The organism is Caenimonas sp. SL110, assembly GCF_001044395.1.
Lineage (GTDB): Bacteria > Pseudomonadota > Gammaproteobacteria > Burkholderiales > Burkholderiaceae_C > Ramlibacter.
This window is the reverse complement of record NZ_JANU01000016.1, coordinates 27,770-46,598: the sequence shown is the minus strand read 5'-3', so window position 1 is coordinate 46,598 and position 18,829 is coordinate 27,770. Positions and strand designations below refer to the sequence as shown.

General features: G+C 63.6%; 18 protein-coding genes. 11 read left to right on the top strand and 7 right to left on the bottom strand.

Annotation, left to right across the window (positions count from 1 at the left end):
- The first annotated feature begins 4 nt into the window (after positions 1–4).
- The 3 genes from AQ12_RS10690 to AQ12_RS10680 are packed head-to-tail and all read left to right on the top strand — an operon-like array spanning position 5 to position 2,985.
- Positions 5–1,414, top strand: a complete 1,410-nt coding sequence (locus AQ12_RS10690; protein WP_048440011.1) for an efflux transporter outer membrane subunit — start codon at positions 5–7, stop codon at positions 1,412–1,414.
- Positions 1,415–1,456: 42 nt separating this feature from the next.
- Positions 1,457–2,593 carry a DSD1 family PLP-dependent enzyme gene (locus tag AQ12_RS10685; protein WP_048439889.1) on the top strand — a complete coding sequence of 379 codons (1,137 nt, stop codon included), beginning with the start codon at positions 1,457–1,459 and terminating at the stop codon, positions 2,591–2,593.
- Between the two features lie 5 nt (positions 2,594–2,598).
- On the top strand, positions 2,599–2,985 hold the full coding sequence (locus AQ12_RS10680) for a RidA family protein (RefSeq protein WP_048439888.1): 387 nt from the start codon (positions 2,599–2,601) through the stop codon (positions 2,983–2,985).
- 20 nt (positions 2,986–3,005) lie between these two features.
- On the opposite strand, the gene nth is transcribed toward AQ12_RS10680, so the two are convergent.
- The gene (gene nth, locus AQ12_RS10675) at positions 3,006–3,644 is read right to left on the bottom strand and encodes an endonuclease III (protein ID WP_048439887.1); all 639 of its coding nucleotides are present in this window, start codon (positions 3,642–3,644) and stop codon (positions 3,006–3,008) included.
- A 58-nt stretch (positions 3,645–3,702) separates the two neighbouring features.
- Between nth and AQ12_RS10670 the strand changes: the two genes are divergently transcribed.
- From AQ12_RS10670 to AQ12_RS10655, 4 genes are all read left to right on the top strand, one after another.
- Entirely contained in the window at positions 3,703–5,310 is a 1,608-nt protein-coding gene (locus AQ12_RS10670; protein ID WP_048439886.1) for a gamma-glutamyltransferase family protein, read from the top strand.
- Between the two features lie 27 nt (positions 5,311–5,337).
- Positions 5,338–7,329, top strand: coding sequence for a S9 family peptidase (locus AQ12_RS10665; protein WP_053076677.1), 1,992 nt, complete (start codon positions 5,338–5,340; stop codon positions 7,327–7,329).
- 142 nt (positions 7,330–7,471) lie between these two features.
- Positions 7,472–8,581 (top strand): ABC transporter substrate-binding protein, encoded by a 1,110-nt coding sequence (locus AQ12_RS10660; protein WP_082151537.1) that lies wholly within the window; start codon positions 7,472–7,474, stop codon positions 8,579–8,581.
- A gap of 89 nt (positions 8,582–8,670) precedes the next feature.
- A complete protein-coding gene (locus AQ12_RS10655; protein ID WP_048439884.1) occupies positions 8,671–10,254 on the top strand; it encodes a trans-aconitate 2-methyltransferase in 1,584 nt (527 codons plus the stop codon).
- Between the two features lie 177 nt (positions 10,255–10,431).
- Here AQ12_RS10655 and AQ12_RS22470 read toward each other — a convergent pair whose 3' ends face one another.
- Together AQ12_RS22470 and AQ12_RS10645 are read right to left on the bottom strand one after the other, a co-directional pair.
- On the bottom strand, positions 10,432–12,111 hold the full coding sequence (locus AQ12_RS22470) for a dienelactone hydrolase family protein (RefSeq protein ID WP_082151536.1): 1,680 nt from the start codon (positions 12,109–12,111) through the stop codon (positions 10,432–10,434).
- A gap of 58 nt (positions 12,112–12,169) precedes the next feature.
- The gene (locus AQ12_RS10645; protein ID WP_082151535.1) at positions 12,170–12,472 is read right to left on the bottom strand and encodes a helix-turn-helix domain-containing protein; all 303 of its coding nucleotides are present in this window, start codon (positions 12,470–12,472) and stop codon (positions 12,170–12,172) included.
- A gap of 179 nt (positions 12,473–12,651) precedes the next feature.
- Here AQ12_RS10645 and AQ12_RS10640 point away from each other — a divergent pair, with 179 nt between their 5' ends.
- Positions 12,652–13,839, top strand: coding sequence for a PLP-dependent aminotransferase family protein (locus tag AQ12_RS10640; protein WP_048440007.1), 1,188 nt, complete (start codon positions 12,652–12,654; stop codon positions 13,837–13,839).
- A 14-nt stretch (positions 13,840–13,853) separates the two neighbouring features.
- Positions 13,854–14,348, top strand: a complete 495-nt coding sequence (locus tag AQ12_RS10635) for a Crp/Fnr family transcriptional regulator (protein ID WP_048440006.1) — start codon at positions 13,854–13,856, stop codon at positions 14,346–14,348.
- On the opposite strand, the gene AQ12_RS10630 is transcribed toward AQ12_RS10635, so the two are convergent.
- Genes AQ12_RS10630 through AQ12_RS10620 form a run of 3 tightly spaced genes read right to left on the bottom strand, consistent with a single transcriptional unit; the run spans position 14,342 to position 16,708 of the window.
- On the bottom strand, positions 14,342–15,079 hold the full coding sequence (locus AQ12_RS10630) for a metallophosphoesterase (RefSeq protein WP_048439883.1): 738 nt from the start codon (positions 15,077–15,079) through the stop codon (positions 14,342–14,344). The two genes, AQ12_RS10635 and AQ12_RS10630, sit on opposite strands and share 7 nt — an antisense overlap.
- A gap of 58 nt (positions 15,080–15,137) precedes the next feature.
- A complete protein-coding gene (locus tag AQ12_RS10625; RefSeq protein WP_048439882.1) occupies positions 15,138–16,253 on the bottom strand; it encodes an NADH:flavin oxidoreductase/NADH oxidase in 1,116 nt (371 codons plus the stop codon).
- A 35-nt stretch (positions 16,254–16,288) separates the two neighbouring features.
- A complete protein-coding gene (locus AQ12_RS10620; RefSeq protein WP_048439881.1) occupies positions 16,289–16,708 on the bottom strand; it encodes a hypothetical protein in 420 nt (139 codons plus the stop codon).
- 169 nt (positions 16,709–16,877) lie between these two features.
- On the opposite strand from AQ12_RS10620, the gene AQ12_RS10615 reads away from it, so the two are divergent.
- Positions 16,878–17,876 (top strand): tripartite tricarboxylate transporter substrate binding protein, encoded by a 999-nt coding sequence (locus AQ12_RS10615; protein WP_152682754.1) that lies wholly within the window; start codon positions 16,878–16,880, stop codon positions 17,874–17,876.
- On the opposite strand, the gene AQ12_RS10610 is transcribed toward AQ12_RS10615, so the two are convergent.
- Positions 17,877–18,416 (bottom strand): M15 family metallopeptidase, encoded by a 540-nt coding sequence (locus AQ12_RS10610; protein WP_048439880.1) that lies wholly within the window; start codon positions 18,414–18,416, stop codon positions 17,877–17,879. It lies immediately after the preceding gene.
- A gap of 48 nt (positions 18,417–18,464) precedes the next feature.
- On the opposite strand from AQ12_RS10610, the gene AQ12_RS10605 reads away from it, so the two are divergent.
- On the top strand, positions 18,465–18,827 hold the full coding sequence (locus AQ12_RS10605) for a translation initiation factor Sui1 (RefSeq protein WP_048439879.1): 363 nt from the start codon (positions 18,465–18,467) through the stop codon (positions 18,825–18,827).
- Positions 18,828–18,829 lie beyond the last annotated feature (2 nt).

Here is an 18,829-nt window from a genome sequence, read left to right as displayed (position 1 = left end):
GCACATGAAATCACTTTCTCCTTCCTTTACTCCTTCCCGCCTTTCACTGGTCGTGCTCGCGCTGGTCCTGTCTGGCTGCGCCGTGGGGCCCGTTTATCAGGTGCCAACGGTCGAGACCCCGGTGGCTTTCAAGGAAGGCCGCGGCGAATGGGTCAGGGCCGTGCCCGCCGACATGCTGGAGCGTGGTCCGTGGTGGCAACTGTTTGAAGACCCGGTGCTGAACGACCTGACCTCGCGTGTGGAGGTCTCCAACCAGAGCGTGGCCGCCGCGGTTGCTTCGTACGCGCAGGCTCGCGCGCTGGTGGCCGAGCAGCGTGCTTCGCTTTTTCCGACGGTTAATCTCGATTCCGGCGCATCGCGCAGTGGCGGCGGCGGCAGCACGCCATCGCGCAGCAATTACAGCGTGGGCATAGGCGGCGCATGGGAGCCCGATGTGTGGGGCCGTCTGCGCCGGGGTGTCGATAGTTCGCGTGCGGGCGAGCAGGCCAGTGCTGCCGATCTTCAATCCGCGAAGCTATCGGCCCAGGGCGAACTCGCCATCAACTACTTCAACCTGCGCGAACTCGACGTTCAGCGCGAGTTGCAACTGCAGACCATCGCCGGCTACGAGCGCACCTTCAACATCGCGACCAACCGGTACAACGCAGGCATCGTCGCGCGCACTGACCAGTTGCAGGCCCAGACGCAGCTGATCAATGCGCGCGCCGAGATACTCACCATCGAGCGGCAACGTGCGGTGCTTGAACATGCGATTGCGGTGCTGATCGGCCAGGCGCCTGCCAACTTCACGCTGGCTCCGCGCACGACGTGGATGGGCGCCGTGCCGGATGTGCCTTTTGATGTGCCCTCAACGCTGCTGCTGCGCAGGCCCGATATTGCAGCAGCCGAGCGTCGTGCGGCGCAAGCCAATGAGCAGATCGGCATCGCGCAGGCGGCGCGGTATCCGAACATCCGGCTCTCGGGGCAGGTCGGCCTGGGCGCGGCCAGCATTGGCGACCTGTTCAGCGCATCGGCGCTTGCGTGGTCCATTGGCGCATCGCTGGCGCAGACGATCTTCGATGCAGGCGCGAATCGTGCGCGTGTCGACAGCGCCCGCGCGGGCTTGGAAGAAGCGGCTGCGCGGTATCGCCAGACGGTGCTGTCTGCCTTCCAGGATGTCGAGGACCAGCTGGTTGCATCACGCGTGCTGCAGCAGCAACTGGTGCTGCGCCAGCAGGCGGTGACGGCAGCGAACCTGGTCGAGCAGCAGGTGCTCAATCGTTACCTGGCTGGGCAGGTGAGCTACACCGAAGTCATCAATGCGCAAGTCACGGCTGCCAATGCGCGCCGCGCCGTGGTGACGGCGCAGTCTGACCGGCAAGTGGCTGCGGTCGCGTTGATCCAGGCATTGGGCGGCGGCTGGCGCGGACTCTAGGCAGGCAGCGGTGCAGGGTTGCAGGGCTGTAGGATTGGCGCAATGACGCTATCCGATATTTCCACTCCCGCCGCGCTGGTCGATACAGCGCGCATGCAAGCCAACATCCGGCGCATGCAGGACCGCATGAACGCGCTTGGCGTGAAGTTCCGTCCCCACGTCAAGACATCCAAGTGCGTCGAAGTGGTTCGTGCGCAAGTGGAGGCTGGCGCTTCGGGCATCACGGTGTCCACATTGAAAGAGGCCGAGCAGTTTTTCGCTGCGGGCATCACCGACATTCTTTACGCCGTCGGCATGGCGCCGAACAAGCTGGCACAGGCGCTGGCGCTACGCCGCAAGGGCTGCGACCTGAAGATCGTGACGGACAGCGTGGAGGGCGCGCAGGCGATTGCAGCGTTCGGCCGTGAGCATGGCGAAGTGTTCGAGACCTGGATCGAGATCGACACCGACGGTCACCGCTCGGGCGTCAAGCCTGAAGACGCTTTGCTGCTGGATGTCGGGCGCGCGCTGGTTGACGGCGGCGCAAAGCTCGGCGGCGTCATGACCCATGCGGGCGAGAGCTACAACTGCAGCACGCCGCACGCGCTGCGCAAGATGGCCGAGCAGGAACGCGCGGGCTGCGTGCGCGCCGCGCAGCGCCTTCGCGATGCTGGCTTGCCCTGCGCCGTGGTGAGCGTCGGGTCGACGCCGACTGCGTTGTCTGCCGAGCAACTCGAAGGCGTCACCGAAGTGCGAGCCGGTGTGTATGTGTTCTTCGACCTGGTGATGGCGAACGTGGGTGTCTGCACGCAAGACGACATCGCGCTGAGCGTGCTCACTACGGTGATTGGCCACCAGCGCGAAAAGGGCTGGGCGATTGTGGATGCGGGCTGGATGGCAATGAGCCGCGACCGGGGCACGCAATCGCAGGCGCATGACTACGGCTACGGGCAGGTCTGCGATGCGCAAGGCCGGCCCATGCAGGGGTTCGTGCTGAGTTCTGCGAACCAGGAGCATGGTGTGGTGACGGCGTCTGCTGGTGGCAACGTCGCATTGGATATAGCGGCAGTGCTGCCGGTCGGCACGCAATTGCGCATCCTTCCCAATCACGCGTGCGCCACCGGCGCGCAGTTTCCTGAGTACCACGCAGTGGGCACCGACGGTGCGACGACTGCGTGGCCTCGCTTTTACGGCTGGTGAATCTCATGGCAATCAAACCCACCCGCGTCAATCCGCCCACCATGGCCAAGCCGGGCGGCCACTACAGCCATGCGACGGTGGCCAACGGCTTCGTGTTCGTTTCGGGCCAGTTGCCGATACGGCCTGACGGCACGAAGTTGAGCGATGCCAGCTTCGAGATCCAGGCGGTGCAGGTACTGGCCAATGTGCAGGCCGCACTCGAAGCCGCCGGCAGCAGTGTGGACAAGCTGGTACAGGTGCGGGTGTACGTGGACAGCCTGGACAACTGGCCCGCGTTCAACGCGGTGTACGCCGGATGGGCCGGGTCGGCCAAGCCGTCGCGCGCGGTGGTGCCGACAGGGCCGTTGCACTATGGGTTCAAGGTGGAGGTCGAGGCGGTCGGGGTTTTGTGACTTTGAGGCGGCGCCATCTCTCAGGGCGCAGGCGTCTTGGGCCGGTAGTCGCAATACGCACTCACCGCACACTCCCAGCACTTCGGCGTGCGCGCGACGCACACATAGCGGCCGTGAAGAATCAGCCAGTGGTGCGCGTCGTGGATGAATTCGTCGGGCACGCGTTTGAGCAGTGCCAGTTCCACTGCTAGCGGGTCCTTGCCTGGGGCCAGCCCCGTCCGGTTGCTGACGCGAAAGATATGCGTATCAACCGCCATCGTCGCCTGTCCGAACGCCGTGTTCAACACGACATTGGCCGTCTTGCGACCCACGCCCGGCAACGACTGCAGCTCTTCACGCGAGCGCGGCACCACACCGTCATGCCGCTCGACCAGGATGCGACACGCTTCGATGAGGTGCTTGGCCTTCATGCGATAAAGGCCGATCGTCTTGATGTACGCCTCAAGCCCGGCTTGACCCAGGTCAAGAATCGCTTGCGGCGTGTTGGCAACTGCAAAGAGCTTGCGGGTCGCCTTGTTCACGCTCACATCAGTGGCCTGCGCCGACAAGAGCACGGCAGCCAGCAGCTCGAAGGGCGTCGTGAACTCCAGTTCGGTCGTGGGCAGCGGGTTGGCGGTGCGCAGCGTTTCGAAGAACGGGGTGATCAATTCCTTTTTCATGGCTGCAGAGTCTAGGCTGTGACAAGCGGGCATCGCCGGGCGGCGCAATAATCCACGCATGAACTTCGACTTCAACAACCCCTATCCCACCACGCGCCTGCCGGTCTTTGCGCGCAACATCTGTTCGACCTCGCACCCGCTCGGCTCACAGGCCGGCCTGCGGATGTTGCTCAAGGGTGGCAATGCCGTCGATGCGGCGATCGCAGCCGCTGCAGCGATGACCATCGTCGAACCTGTGAGCAACGGCCTGGGCAGCGACGCTTTCGCGATCATCTGGGACGGCAAGGAACTGCACGGGCTCAACGCATCCGGCACTGCGCCGCAGGCGTGGACGCCCGATTACTTCAAGCGCAAGTACGGCGCCGACCCGAAGCCGCCCAAGCGCGGGCTCGACAGCGTGACGGTTCCGGGCGCGGTTGCCGGCTGGCGGGCAATGAGCGACAAGTTCGGCAAGCTCCCGTTCGCTGACCTGCTGGAGCCGGCCATCGAGATCGCCGAGCGCGGCTACCTCTTGCCGGTGGTCGTGCAGCAGAAGTGGGACTCGGGCGCAAGGGAAATGAGCGACCAGCCGGGCTTTGCGCAAGCGTTCATGCCCCATGGCCGCGTGCCGAATGTGGGCGAGTTGTGGCAGTTCAAGGCAGCGGCCCGGGCGTTGCGCCTGATCGCGCAGACCAAGGGCGATGCTTTCTATCGCGGCGAGATTGCAGCGGCTCTGGAGAAGTTTTCCACGGCCAACGGCGGCAGCATGAAGGCCAGCGACCTGGCCGCCTACCAGCCCGAGTGGGTCAAGCCGCTCGCACGCAACTATCGCGGCTACACACTTCACGAGATTCCGCCGAACGGGCAGGGCATCGCTGCACTGATCGCGCTGGGCATCGTCGAGAAGTTCGACATCGCTTCGTACGCTGTGGACAGCGCCGATTCGCAGCACATCCAGATCGAAGCGATGAAGCTCGCGTTTGCGGACGTCTATCAATATGTGTCGGAGCCTTCGAGCATGACCGTCACGCCCGAGCAGATGCTGGACGACAGCTACCTCGCATCGCGCGCCCGCATGATCGACATGAAGCGCGCGCAGGATTTCAAGGCGGGCAATCCGGTCAAGGGCGGCACGATCTACCTCACGGCCGCCGACGAGAACGGCATGATGGTGAGCTTCATCCAGAGCAACTACATGGGCTTCGGCTCGGGTTGCGTGGAGCCCGACTTCGGCATCAGCCTGCAAAATCGCGGACACGGCTTCAGCATTGATGCAGGGCCCAACCAGGTGGCGCCGGGCAAGCGGCCCTTCCACACCATCATCCCTGCGTTCCTGACCAGGGACGGCCAGCCGGTGATGTCGTTCGGCGTGATGGGCGGCAACATGCAGCCCCAGGGCCATCTGCAGACGCTCGTTCGCATGATCGACTACAAGCAGAACCCGCAGGCTGCGTGCGACGCGCCCCGTTGGCGCTTCAATGCAGGGCTGGAGCTGAACGTCGAGCAGCAGATGGACAAGGCAGTGGTGGCGGAGCTCGCCTCGCGCGGCCACCAGATGGAAGTCATCAACGACAGCTACATGGACTTCGGCTCGGGCCAGTTCATCTGGCGTGCAGGCGATCCGTCTCGTGAGGGCTATGTCGCTGCCAGCGATTCGCGTCGAGACGGATTGGTTGCGGGGTTCTGACGGCGGTCGTCGCGGTATAACCGGCGGATGCTCATCCGCAACACCTTTGGCAACGCCTTTGCTTGCCTGTGCGCAATCCTGATTGCGTGCGCCGCTATCCCCGCTTCGGCCCAGACCCCGGTGCCGGTCGAGGCGTTCTTCCAGAACCCTGCATTCAGCGGCGGCAAGCTGTCACCCAGCGGCCGCCATCTTGCGATACGGGTAGCCGCGAAGAACGGCCGCTACCAGCTCGTCGTGCTCGACGTCGAAAAGCTCACCGCGAAATCGCTGGTCGCGCCGACCGATGCGGACGTGGACAACATCACCTGGATCAGTGACGACCGACTGGTGTTTTCCATCAACGACAAGGAAATGCCGCAGGGCCAGTCGTACCTGGCCAACGGGCTCTACGCGGTGTCGCGTGACGGCTCTGACTATCGCCAGCTCGTCGATCGTGAAATGCCGTGGCTGCGCGAGATCGGTGTCCGCGGCCGGATGCTCGACTTCTGGTCACGCCTGCTCGCGCCGACCTATGACGTGAACTCCGATGATGTGTTCGTCACGCAGCTGACCTGGAACAACAACCGCGAATTCGAGGCGCAGAACGTGCTGCGCCTGAACACGAAGACCGGCCAGACGGTGAGCTTCCAGCGTCCGGGCCTGACCTGGGGCTGGGTCATCGATCACACCAACACGCCGCGCGTGGCGACGTCGCATGAGAAGGGCCGGGGCGCTGTGCATGTTCTGGGCGCCGACGGCAAATGGGAAAGCCTGGCCGATTTCGACGCGTACACCGGCAGGGGCTTCACGCCCGTGGCCATGTCGCCCGACGGCTCGCTCTACGTGCGAAGCAATGCGGGCGGCGACACGGCTTCGCTCTATCGCTACGACCTCGTGAAGAAGGCGCTGGACCCGGAGCCGATCGTGTCGCTCAAGGGCTTCGACTTCAACGGCTCGCTGATCATGGGTCCCAAGGGTCTGCTGGGCGTGCGCTATGTCAGCGACGCAGCTGGCACGATCTGGTTCGATCCGCAGTGGAAGGCTGTGCAAGCCAAAGTCGATGCGCTGCTGCCCAACACCGTCAACCTGATGGAGATTGCGCGCCGGCCCGAAGTGCCCTTTGTGCTGGTGCATGCGTACTCCGATGTGGACCCCGGTCGCTACATCCTCTACAACTACGAGACCGGCAAGCAGACCGTGCTGGGCGCTGTCATGCGCGACATCGAGCCCAGGCAGATGGCGACCCGCGACTTCGTGCGCTACAAGGCGCGCGACGGCCTGGAGATTCCGGGCTGGCTCACCGTGCCGCGTGGCAGCAAGGGCAAAAAGCTGCCGCTGGTGGTACTGGTGCATGGCGGGCCCTGGGTTCGAGGCGGGCAGTGGAACTGGGACGCCGACAGCCAGTTCCTGGCATCGCGCGGCTACGCGGTGCTGGAGCCCGAGTTTCGTGGCAGCGCCGGTTTTGGCTGGAAGCACTTTCGTGCCAGCTGGAAGCAATGGGGCCTGGCCATGCAGGACGACATTGCCGACGGCGCACGCTGGGCGGTTGCGCAAGGCATAGCGGACCCCGCGCGGATCTGCATTGCCGGTGCGAGTTACGGCGGCTACTCGGCGTTGATGGGGCTGCTCAACGACCCCGATGTGTTCAAGTGCGGCGTCAACTGGGTCGGCGTGACCGACATCAGCCTGCTCTATCAACCCGGGTGGGGTGACTTCAGCATGGAATACAAGGCATACGGCATGCCCCGGCTGGTCGGCGACCTGCAACGCGATGCAGAGCAATTGAACAAGACATCGCCTCTGGTGCAGGCGGCGCGCATCAAGCAGCCATTGCTGCTGGCCTACGGCGGCGCCGACCGCCGCGTGCAGATCGTTCACGGCACGCGATTGCGCGACGCTGTCCAGAAGACCAATCCCAACGTCGAATGGGTCGAATATCTCGATGAAGGCCATGGCTGGCAGCTGGTGAAAAACCGGGTCGACTTCTGGACGCGGGTGGACAAATTCCTGCAAAAGAACATCGGCCAGCCAGCGCAGTAGAACTTTGGGACACAGGTGGCATGCGAACAAACGCACACCACCCTGCGGTCTAACACTCTGTTGCGCAGGGGTTAGCGAGAACCCCTAACGCATCCGGCTGTAACTCGCGTTACCGTCTGCGTTGGAGTAAACGGGGGATCTCATGAAAACAATCTGGATGGGCGCGGCGCTCGCTTTAGCCGCCATCGGCGCACAGGCGCAGTCGGACAAGTGGGTGATTGGCCAGTCGGCACCGCTGTCGGGCGGCAATGCGGTGTTCGGCAAGGACATCCGCGATGGCGCCAACGCCTATTTCGCCAGCGTCAACGCCAGGGGCGGCGTGCAGGGCAAGCAGATCGAACTGCTGTCACTCGATGACAAGAACGATCGCAAGATCGCCGGCGCCAATGCCAGGACACTGCTTGAAAACAAGAGCGTGCTCGCGCTCTTCGGGTTCGCTTCTGCAACGCTCAGCCTCGACGCCATCCCGCAAGCCGAGAAAGCCGATGTCGCGTTCTTCGCACCGTTTTCCGGGGCCAACCCCGTGCGGGTGAACAACCCGGTGCTCTTCACGGTGCGCGCGTCTTACGGTGAAGAGATGGAGAAGATCCTCAATTTCTGGATGAGCCTCGGATTGAAGAAGGTCACCGTCGTCCACTATGACGATGAGGTGGGCAAGCAGAATCTCGCAGTGGTCGAGCAGTACCTCAAGAAGATCAACCTCGCGCCTCAGGCGCTCGCCCTCAAGCGCAATGCGCCGGTGGGCAAGGCAGAAGTGGCGGCCATCATGGCGCATCACCCCGACCTGATCCTCACGACGGTGCTGTCCGGCGCGGCTGCGCAGATGCAGAAAGAAATGGTCGAAGCCGGGCGCGTGGTGCCGACATCGAGCCTGTCTTTCATTGGTGCGGATCAGTTCATCACGGCAGCCGGCGCGAGCGCCTCGGGCGTGTCGATCGCGCAGGTCGTGCCCAACCCCAACTCGAACGTGCCCGCCGTGCGTGAATGCGCCAAGGCGATGGAAGCAGCCGGCAGCAAGACGCCGATGAACAGCACGCAGCTCGAAGCATGCTTTGCTGCCAAGGTGCTGGTTGAAGGCATACGCCGTGCAAAGAAGCCTGTATCGGCCAGGACCGTTCTCGAGGCGCTGCAGAACCTGGGCACTTACGACCTGGGCGGACACAAGGTCGCTTTCGGGGCCGGTGCACAGCACGGCAGCAAGTTTGTCGACCTTGCGATGGTGACGCGCGAAGGCAAGTTGCTCAGCAGGTGAGTGTGAATAAGCTACTCATCCTTGTGTAACAGCGATGTTGCCCCTGCGGGGCACTCCTAGAATGGTTTACCAACAATAGCCATTCTTTCATGCTGCAACAACTCACGAGGTATCTCGAGCCACTGGCGCATCGGGGGCCCGCGACGGTGGTGCCATTCGAATGCCCGACCGAATACCAGCTGGAGTTGTCGCCCGACGTCGTTGTCTCGAAGTGGCTCGGCGCGCAGGATTTTCCGGTTGCGCCATGCGCGATCGGCGACGCATGGCAAGGCCAATATGGCGTTGGCCTGCAGGCGGGCGAATACATCCTCACGCCGCAGCTCAAGGTCAGCTCCGAAACCGTCCTGGCCCTTCTGGTCGTCGGGACGGCGTTCGGCAGCGCACGGGTCAACGTGGACTGGGCGCTTGCAGGTGGAGACCAGTGGCACACACTGACGACGGTAGGCCTGGCTGCCCCCTTGCTACACCAGCGGCTGGACATTTCGCTCGCCGCTTTGGCGGGGCATGAAGCGCGCTTTCGGGTGGTGTGCGCAGATGGCACGGGCGAACTGCTCAATGTGCTGATGCTGCGCATTTCGCCTTCTCACCGCATGGGCCGCATGAATGCGCTCGCGTCGTATGACTTCCGGCTGAAAACCGAGGTCGGCATTTTTTCCGGCAGTTCGTACAGTCACCAGATCTACGCCACCGGCAAGACTGCCGTCACCGGTTCGGGGAAGGTCGAGCTGTCCAGGTTCATGCCCGTCGCACGCGAAAACCGCTGGGTCGACGATTTGCGCGGACGGGTTGACAGGCGGCTCAAGACGCTCAAGCCCATGCCGTCGGAAGCCGCGTTCAGTTATTCCATGAGGGCCCTCGGCGCGCTCCTGCCGATGGAGGCGCCCGACTTCTTCGGGCGGGCCCTTGCGAAATCCAAAACAAGAAACAGGCTCAGGCCGCTTCGGATCCTGTCGATCCTGGCCGGCGCTGCGCGAGTGGAAGAGCAGTTGCTGTCGCACTGCACGAGCGCCGTGGAGCTGACGCTGCTCGACGCCAGCCCCGAGCTGATCCAGCGCGCCGCCGACCGGCTCGCCTCAGCCAAGCGCGACGTCAAGGTCAAGTGCCTGGTCGGCGACATCAACATGGGCCTGCCGGGCAAGGGCGAGTTCGACATCATCATGTGCGTGTCGGCCCTGCATCACGTGGCCAACCTGGAGCGCGTCTTCTCGCAGGTCAATGAACGCCTTGCCGACGACGGCGAGTTCTGGAGCATTGGCGAGCAGATCGGGCGCAACGGCAACCGGCTGTGGCCCGACACGTACAAGGTGGCCAGTGAATTGTTCGCGGGTTTGCCGCAGCGGTTTCGCCGCAATGGCCATACGGGTTCCATCGACACGGTGCTGAGCGATCGCGATTTTTCGATCGGCTGCTTCGAGGGGATCCGAAGCGAAGAGCTGGAGCCTTTGCTGGAAGCCCATTTCATTCCGGAGATGGTCTACAAACGCAACGCCTTCCTGTGGCGGCTGGTGGAGCTCACGTACGGCGACAACTTCGATCTCTCCAAGGCCGAAGATCTGCAGTGGATCCGGCGACTGATCGCGGCGGAGATCACCCATTGGGCAACGGGCGGGCGTTCGACGGAGCTTCATGGGGTGTATCGCAAGAAGACCGTTGGGAATTTCTGGCGGCGCTGAGATTCCTGCGGTTCAAGAAGGCTGTCATTGCGGACTTGATCCGCAATCCATGACTTCCTTCGGGCTTGATCCGCAATCCATCTTCGATCAGGCGCCGTTGCCGCTTCGCGGTGGATGCCGGATCGAGTCCGGCATGACAGCCTTCATGCAGCTTTCATGTCACGCCTGTCCCAACACCTACCGACGCCCGTCGTATTCGAACCAGAAACTTCCGCCGCCACTTGCAAAGCGGCCGTGCATGAAATCTTCAAGCAAGGGCTTGTTGAAGTGCTCGTTGTAGGCGCTGCCAAACAGAACACGCGCGCGCGGGTTGTCGGTGAGAAAAGCCAGCAGCAAATACTGTTCGGTCCAGTAGATGTGCATGTCGAGCAGCCAGGCCTGCGGCATGCCAAACGGCAGGAATACATCGTGCACATGTACCAGCACCTTTTTGCGAATGGCTGGTAAGAGGCGCAGGTAAATATGCAGGCAGTCGCTTCCCGACTTGACCGTATGCGTCGAGTCGATGAAGAGGATGTCGCCATCCTCCAGCATGTCGTTGAGCATGTCGGGCGTGACGTCCTGGGCGCGAACGGGGATGTGCTTGATGCGCCCCTCGGATGCGAGGCCGGTGATGAACGGACGCGGATAGGGCTCGATGCATCGCAGCGTGCCCGCGCCGTTTTTCTCCAGCGCCTCCATGGCGACCAATGACGAAAATCCGCTGCCGATTTCCACGACGGTTTTCGGCTTCGTCTTGCGCACGAACGCCCAGTACGACATCGAGTCGCTGAAAGAGAACTGGCTGTTCTTCCAGAAGTAAGAGCGGCAGGTTTCCTGGTCGCCTTCGAGTTCCGGCGTGAAGTCGGCCGACCAGGGCACCAGCTCGGCCAGTGTGCCCCGCATCGTCTGCGGATCGAAGATGCTCTCGTCCAGATAAGGAACCGCGCCTTCTACGTATTCGTAGGACTCGCGCACCTCGGCAATCGATGGAATGCTGGAGTAGAAATTGGCGGGAATCACGTTGATTCCGGCTCCCTGTATCAGCTCCCGTTCTTCCCGCGGGCCCCACAGAAGCCGCTTCAGGATCGGCATGCCGATCTTCAAATTCAAACTGCCCATCGAATCCCCTTGTTCGCCTGATTCTAGGCCGAGCGTGCGCCCGAAAAGATCGAACAGGCGCTCCCAGTGCCGCTCTGCGCTGGCCTCGTCATAAACGCCCGCCCGCTGCGGAAACACAAAACCGTGCTGCGCGCCGCCGTACCACTCGATGCGGTAGTTGACACCGCCTTGCTTCATGGCTGCTTCGAGCGCGTCGATGTGCGCGCTCGGCGCCCACTTGTCGATCTCGGCGCAGCCCACATAGGTCTCGCACTTGATGGTGGATGCGACCCGGTGCGGCGAATCGGGGCGATCCGTCATCATCTGCGCGCCATGAATCGACGCGATGCTGGCGAAGCGATCCGGGAATGCTGCGGCCGCGTGCACGACAAAGGGGCCGCTCATGCAATAGCCGACAGCGCCGATGCGCTTGCCATCGGCTTCGGGTTGCGCATCGACAAAAGCCAGCAGGGCCGCCGTGTCGCTCACCGCCATGGCATTGGTGGTGGCATCCATGTGCCCGAACATCACGGCCATGCTCTCTTCGGTTCGCTCGCGCAGCCAGAAGTCACGCGTGCGGCGGTAGTAGAGGTTGGGCAGCACCACGTAGTAGCCGCCCGCCGCAAGCCGCCTGGCCATGTCGTGCAGTTCCTCCCGCTTGCCGGGTGCGTCCATGTAGAAGAGCACCACCGGATGAGGTCCGCCCGACTCGGGGTACGCGACGAAGGAATTCATCTCGCCGTCGGCCGTGGCGATATCCAGGTGTTTCTCGATCATGGGCACTGCATTCGGAAGGAAGCACGCATTCTGCCCTGTCAGGCAGGCCCGCCGCGCGCTACCACTGCGAATCGGGGAGGTCTTGCGCGGTGGTCAGCGGCGCGCCAGGTGCGCCGTGCGTGCCCGCGTTTGGCAGGGGCTGCGACAGGTACAGCCGGATGCCCAGTGCATGAAGCACCTGCAGCATCTGTTCGCAGCTGACGAGACCTGGAAAATTTTCGATCTGGGCCATGCGCGACTGCTTGACGCCCACGAGGGTGCCGACCTCAGCCTGGGTCAGGCCCAGGGCGACGCGAGTCGTCCTGACCAAGCCTGACAGTTCAGCGGAGCTTTGGATCTGGATGAGTTTGGGGATTTTCATGGGTTTGGTTCAACGCGCAGTTGCGGCCTGAATGAAATTGAAAGTTCTCAAATAATACTGTCGATCCGAGATGTTTTACGTACTTTTTATCTCATTCGATGTGCGGCCCGGGTTTGGCTACCATTGCAATGCAACAACACCCCAAGCGCCAACACATGTCATCCCAGCCTCACCCGTCGCTGCCCTACGCGGCACGCCTGAACAACGTCGAAACCTCGGCGATCCGCGAGCTGTTCAAACTCCTGGGCAAGCCCGGCATCATTTCGTTTGCCGGCGGCTTTCCGGATGCGGCGCTGTTCGATGTGCAGGGCATGCGTGAGGCCGTGAACAAGGCGCTGGACGAAGAGCCGGGCCCTGCGCTGCAGTACGGCGCGAGCGAGGGCTACGACCCGCTGCGAATGCAGCTGGCGCAGTTCATGGCCGCGACCGGCATCGAGGTCAAGCACGACGGCCTGATCGTGACCACTGGCAGCCAGCAGGCGCTCGACCTGATCGGCAAGACCATGATCGATCCCGGCGACAAGGTGATCGTCGAAGGCCCCACGTTTCTGGCCACGATCCAGTGCTTTCGCCTGTATGGCGCAGACCTGGTCAGCGCGCCGGTCGATGCCGATGGCGTCAGGGTCGATGAGCTGGAGCGGCTGATCGAAGAGCACAAACCCAAGCTCGTGTACCTGATTCCCACCTTCGGCAATCCGAGCGGCGCGACGCTCAGCCTGGCGCGCAGGAAGCGCGTGCTCGAGCTGGCCGTGAAGCACAACGTGCTGGTGGTCGAAGACAACCCCTACGGCGACCTTTACTTCGGCAAGGCGCCGCCGCCGAGCCTGCTCGCCCTGAGCAGCGAAGTCCCCGGCAGCCGCGACCTGATTGCCTATTGCGGCAGCCTGAGCAAGGTGCTCAGCCCCGGCCTGCGCGTGGGCTGGATGGTGGCGCAGCCCGAGCTGATGGCCCGGTGCGTGATGTGCAAGCAATTCAACGACGCCGCGACGAGCACATTGGCACAGGCGACTGCAGCGCAATACCTCAAGGCCGGGCGCATGCCGCAGGCGCTGGACAAGGTGCGCAAGGTGTACGCCGAAAGAGCAGATGCGATGGGGCAGGCGCTGCGGCGCGAGCTTGGCGATGCGGTTGAATTCACTGCGCCCCAGGGCGGCCTCTTCATCTGGGCCCGGTTGACCGGGGCGGGCGGCAAGATCGCTGACGCAGGCGAGTTTGCGAAGCGGGCCATCGAGCAGGGCGTGGCCTTTGTGCCGGGCGCACCGTTCTTTGCGAAGGATGCGGACAAGAGCACCTTCAGGCTCAGCTTCGCGACCGTGGGTATAGACAGGATATTGGACGGGGTGGCCAGGCTTGGCAAGGCGCTTTGATGAACAATGCTGCGATGACTGCCGTCCTCGATCTTTGCTCCGCGCTCGCGCAACTGCCGGTGGCTGCGGGCACGCTGCTGATCGAAGAGGGCGTGCCGATGGGGCGCATCTATGTCCTGAAGCAGGGCTCGTTCGACGTCATTCGCAACGGGGTGCGCATCGTCACCATCACCGAGCCGGGTTCCTTTCTCGGTGAAATCTCCGCGCTGCTGGGCACCGCACCCATGGCCGACGTCATCGCCACGGCTGACAGCGTGGTGCATGTCATCGAAGATGCGCAAGCCGCGACCCATCGTGACCCGCAGATCACCTACGCCATCGCGCAGTTGCTGGCGCGCCGCCTGCAGGCCGTCACTTCGTACCTCGTCGATATCAAGCGCCAGTACGAAGGCACCGACACGCACCTCGCGCTGATGGACCAGGTGCTGGCCAACCTCATGACGATCCAGCAGCCGCGCGCTGACAACGGCTCGCGCGGGTCGGAGCGCGCGGACGTACCCGACTACTGAGGTTCGGGCAACAGCGACCGTTCCTCGACGCCTTCCATCGTGATCCATCGTGCCACGGCGGCATCAAAGTCGATTTCGATGCGCGCAGGCACATCGCCGATCTGGTTGCCTGCGTTGAAGAGCCAGGTCTGGCCCACCTTGTCGGCCCAGGAGCCGCCGTTCCGGTAGGGCGCTTCGTGGATGTGGCCACAGAGCACGGCGGTGGGTGAGTGCCGCGCGATCAGCTCGGGCAGGGCGTCGTCGCCGAAGTGGCGCTTGCCCGTCCAGCTGAGCGGCCCGACCGGCGGGGCGTGATAGACCCAGACCCACTTGTGCGACGGGTGTGTGCGCTGCCTGGCCGCTTCGTCCAGCATCCGTGCCAGGTCTTCGCGCGAATGCGGGCCGTCCCACCAGGGGCAGACGGTGAAGAGCGTGTCACCGATATTGACCGTGTCGCCATCGACCGCCAGCGCAGCACTTCGCAGCGGGGCGAGCCAGCTGGCGGTCTTTTCACCGTCGGGCGTGCGTGCGTTGAGGTCGTGGTTGCCCGAAGACGCCAGCAGGTGAGTCCTGGCGGACACCGCCGTCAGGCTCGCCGACAAGGCGGCGATCTGCACGCCTTCGGACACAGCCGACGAGATATCCATGTGGTCGCCGGCAATCACGACGGCGTCGAAGCGCGGGGCCGCGGCGATCAACCAGTCGTAATGGCGCAGGCGATAGTGCAGGTCAGAGGTCTGGAGAATTTGCATGCTGCAGGCTCAAGCAATCGTCGGGCCATGCGCGCGTGGCAGCGATTTTTTTCCGGGATCAGCGCTGGCCGTGCTGCATGCCGTCGAACAGGTCCCGGTACTCGGCCGGCTGCGAGCGCCAGTACTGTTTGGGGGCGAAGACATGCGCGCCGAGTTGAGCGGCTGCGTGCCAGGGCCAGCGCGGGTTGTAGAGAATGGCGCGGGCAAGGGCCACCGCATCTGCCTTGCCCGATGCAATGATCTCTTGTGCCTGCGCGGGCTCGGTGATCAGACCCACTGCGATGGTCGGCAGTCCGGTTTCAGCCTTGATGCGTTCGGCAAACGGCACCTGGTAGCCCGGAGCGACCTTGATTTTCTGCGCAGGCGAAACACCGCCGCTGGACACATGGATGCCGGCGCAGCCGCGTGCCTTGAGTTGGCGGCCCAGCGCTATCGTTTGCTCCAGGTCCCAGCCGCCTTCCACCCAATCGGTGGCCGAGACGCGCATCCACACCGGCTTGTCCGCCGGAAAGGCGGCGCGCACCGCGTCGAAAACTTCCAGCGGGAATCGCATGCGGTTTTCCAGGCTGCCGCCGTATTCGTCGGTCCGCTTGTTGGCGATGGGCGACAGGAACTGGTGCAGCAGGTAGCCGTGCGCGCCATGCACTTCGATGCCATCGAGCCCCAGGCGTGCCGCGCGTTCGGTCGCACGCACGAAGTCGGCTTTCACGCGCTGCAGGCCTGTGCGCTCGAGTGCGGCTGGGGCGATTTCCGTCTGCGCATGCGGCACGGCGCTCGGCGCCTCGGCCAGCCAACCGGTGGGTTCACCGGGTGCGATCTGCGCGCCGCCATTCCACGGGGCCTGGCTCGAACCCTTGCGCCCTGCGTGCGCCAACTGGATGGCGATCGCAATCGGTGAATGGGCACGGATCGATTGGACGACCCGGGCCAGTGCGGCTTCGTTGGCGTCCGAATACAGGCCCAGGTCTGCGGGAGTGATGCGACCGACAGCCGAAACAGCGGTCGCTTCCAGAATGAGCATCGCTGCGCCCGACAGCGCGAGGTGCCCCAGGTGGATCTGGTGCCAGTCAGTGGCTGAGCCCTGGTCGGCCGAGTACTGGCACATCGGCGCGATCACGATGCGATTGGAAAGGCTCAATCCGCCCAGGACCCAGGGCTCGAACAATCTGCTCATCTTCAAACTCCATGTTGGAGATGGAGGCTAGCAGCTTATGAATTGTCGGGTGCAGCGTCCTGCCGCAGTTCGGCCTGCTGCGCCATTGAACTTGGGGGCCTGAAGTTTCTGCGGGCCAGATCTTCAACCTGCAGGATCGTCACGTCAGCCACGTCGATGCGGTCCTGGTGCGTGGCTCTATCTTCCGTCGAGAGGTCCCTGCGGCCAAGCGCCTGTTCGCTGGCGTACTTGAAGTCGGTTGCCGTACGCCATCGCTCGGCCAGCAGCTTTGCCCGCTCTGCGGGAACGCCGTTATTTTCGAAAAGCCTTTGCAGGTGCGCCTGGATTCGGCCGTTGTCCCCCTTGCGAATGGCTTCCTGCGAATACCTGTTTGCTGCGGCTGCCTGTGTGGCGATGCCGCGTTGCGCCGGCGGGAGATTGCCGTTGCGCTGGAACTTGCTGTTGATGTTGTCCATGCCAAATGAAGCCGGATGCCAGTGGCGTGCGGTGCACTGTTCTCACTGCGGACTCCCCGTGAACAATTGGTAACGCGGCCCTGCGTTGCGTTCCACCGGTATCAGGGCTTGCGCTCTTGAATCTGCACGCCAATTTGTTTCTGATGGCGTGCTCACCACAAAGGCATCCATGAACCACGACGTGACTTCTACTTTGGCACTCACCCGCAGACGCCAGGCCGTATCCGCCATCCTGGCCGTTGCATTGGTATTGGCCTGCGGCGCTGCATCGGCGCAGGACTATCCCAGCAAGCCGGTCAAGCTCGTGATTCCTTTCCCGGCTGGCGGCAGTTCCGACGGCATCGGCCGGCAGATCGCCGAGAAACTCGGACAGGTGCTCAAGCAAACCGTCGTCGTGGAAAACAAGGGCGGCGCCGGCGGCATGATCGGCGCGGACTTCGTCGCAAAATCCCCGCCCGACGGCTACACGCTGGTTCTGGTCGATGTGTTTCACACCAGCACGCCCATCTACACGCGCAAGATGCCCTACGACGCGGTGAAGGACTTCACGCCCATCTCCCTCATCGGCCGTTCACCCGCTTTCCTGGTGTCCCACCCCGGCTTCGAGGCGAAGACAGCGAAGGACACGCTCGCGTTCGCCAAGGCGCAGCCGGGCAAGATGTCCATGGCGATCGCAGGCACCGGCAGCGTGGTGGTCGATCTGTTTCGCGCGCGAACGGGGCTCAAGTTCGTGAGCGTGCCGTATCGCGGCTCATCGCCCGCCCTGGTCGATCTGATGAGCGGCCAGGTGAACGTGATGATCACGACGATGGCAAGCGCCGGGACCCAGGTCAAGTCGGGCAAGCTGCGCGCGCTCGCAGTGACGGGCGCAAGACGCAATGTCGATTTTCCGGATGTCCCCACCTTCGCTGAACTGGGCGTCAATGGCATGGACTACGAGCAGTGGTTCGGCGTGATGGGCCCGGCCAACATGCCACGGCCGGTGGTCGACAAGCTGGCATCGGCGATGGAGCAGGTGCTGGCCATGCCGGATGTGCGGGAGCGGCTTGTGGGCATGGCGATGGATGTCGCAGTTGCGGGCCCGGTCGAGATGAAACGCAAGGTCGAAGGCGATGCGCAGCAGTGGGTCAAGCTCGCCCAGGAGCTGGACATCAAGCCGCTGGACTAGCTAGTGGCCGAAGCGCGCCTTCATCGCTGAATCGATCTGCAGCAGGGTCAGGGCCCTGGCCGGGCTGCCCGTCGCACGCAGTTGCACATGCGGCCAGTCCTTGAACCGGGGCCATAGCCCACCTGCAGTCAAGCCCATCGCTGCTGCAGCATCGGCGTAAACGCGGTAGCCGTTGCGGCCCTTGATGAGGGTGCGGGTCGACCACTGCGCCTTGCCCCCGACCACCCAGAAAACATCGACGGCTTCGCCCCACTGGTGCCATGAGTAGCCCGGCGGGGCGTCGGTGACGTGGTCGCCGTTTTGCGGCCCGGCCTTGCGCAGGCACGACGCCAGAAAATTCGCGCCTGCGGCATCGAAGGCCGCGATCTTTGCCTTGATCTCTTCGATGGGCCGTGATTGCCGCCAGAGCCTGGCCTGCTCGATGGGGCTGCGCATGCCTGCATAGGGGCGCATCTCGTAACCGAGCGAGCTGCACTTTTGCAGCAACCTGGTGACCTGCGCGGCAAACGCGGGGTCGAGAAGATTCAGGTCGATGGCCATCGTGAGTCAAATATACGGGGCCAGGCCGGCTCGCGCAAAATATTGCCGATGAAATCGCGATCAACCTCTGGCGGCCTTGTTTATTCCACCGACGCTGGCCGCATGTGCCCCGTGTGCCGCAACTCGGTCGACCGCTGCGGCTGCAAGAAAGCCGCTGCCGTGCCTGCGGGCGACGGCATCGTGCGCGTCTCGCGCGAGACCAAGGGGCGCGGCGGCAAGGCCGTCACGGTGGTGAAGGGCGTCGCGCTGGCAGAGGCGGACCTGGTCAAGCTCGCGCAGCAGCTCAAGGCGTCATGCGGCTCGGGCGGTACGGTCAAAGACGGCGTGATCGAAGTGCAGGGCGATCACTGCGACAAGGTCGTGGCGCTGTTGACGGCGCAAGGACACAAGGTCAAGCGCGCAGGAGGCTAGGC

Coding starts and splice junctions, on each gene's coding strand:
- AQ12_RS10605 (WP_048439879.1), top strand. CDS start 18,465: ATGAAATCGCGATCAACCTCTGGCGGCCTTGTTTATTCCACCGACGCT.
- AQ12_RS10610 (WP_048439880.1), bottom strand. CDS start 18,416: ATGGCCATCGACCTGAATCTTCTCGACCCCGCGTTTGCCGCGCAGGTC.
- AQ12_RS10620 (WP_048439881.1), bottom strand. CDS start 16,708: ATGGACAACATCAACAGCAAGTTCCAGCGCAACGGCAATCTCCCGCCG.
- AQ12_RS10635 (WP_048440006.1), top strand. CDS start 13,854: ATGACTGCCGTCCTCGATCTTTGCTCCGCGCTCGCGCAACTGCCGGTG.
- AQ12_RS10665 (WP_053076677.1), top strand. CDS start 5,338: ATGCTCATCCGCAACACCTTTGGCAACGCCTTTGCTTGCCTGTGCGCA.
- nth (WP_048439887.1), bottom strand. CDS start 3,644: ATGAAAAAGGAATTGATCACCCCGTTCTTCGAAACGCTGCGCACCGCC.
- AQ12_RS10630 (WP_048439883.1), bottom strand. CDS start 15,079: ATGCAAATTCTCCAGACCTCTGACCTGCACTATCGCCTGCGCCATTAC.
- AQ12_RS10670 (WP_048439886.1), top strand. CDS start 3,703: ATGAACTTCGACTTCAACAACCCCTATCCCACCACGCGCCTGCCGGTC.
- AQ12_RS10680 (WP_048439888.1), top strand. CDS start 2,599: ATGGCAATCAAACCCACCCGCGTCAATCCGCCCACCATGGCCAAGCCG.
- AQ12_RS22470 (WP_082151536.1), bottom strand. CDS start 12,111: ATGATCGAGAAACACCTGGATATCGCCACGGCCGACGGCGAGATGAAT.
- AQ12_RS10645 (WP_082151535.1), bottom strand. CDS start 12,472: ATGAAAATCCCCAAACTCATCCAGATCCAAAGCTCCGCTGAACTGTCA.
- AQ12_RS10660 (WP_082151537.1), top strand. CDS start 7,472: ATGAAAACAATCTGGATGGGCGCGGCGCTCGCTTTAGCCGCCATCGGC.
- AQ12_RS10685 (WP_048439889.1), top strand. CDS start 1,457: ATGACGCTATCCGATATTTCCACTCCCGCCGCGCTGGTCGATACAGCG.
- AQ12_RS10690 (WP_048440011.1), top strand. CDS start 5: ATGAAATCACTTTCTCCTTCCTTTACTCCTTCCCGCCTTTCACTGGTC.
- AQ12_RS10655 (WP_048439884.1), top strand. CDS start 8,671: ATGCTGCAACAACTCACGAGGTATCTCGAGCCACTGGCGCATCGGGGG.
- AQ12_RS10625 (WP_048439882.1), bottom strand. CDS start 16,253: ATGAGCAGATTGTTCGAGCCCTGGGTCCTGGGCGGATTGAGCCTTTCC.
- AQ12_RS10615 (WP_152682754.1), top strand. CDS start 16,878: ATGAACCACGACGTGACTTCTACTTTGGCACTCACCCGCAGACGCCAG.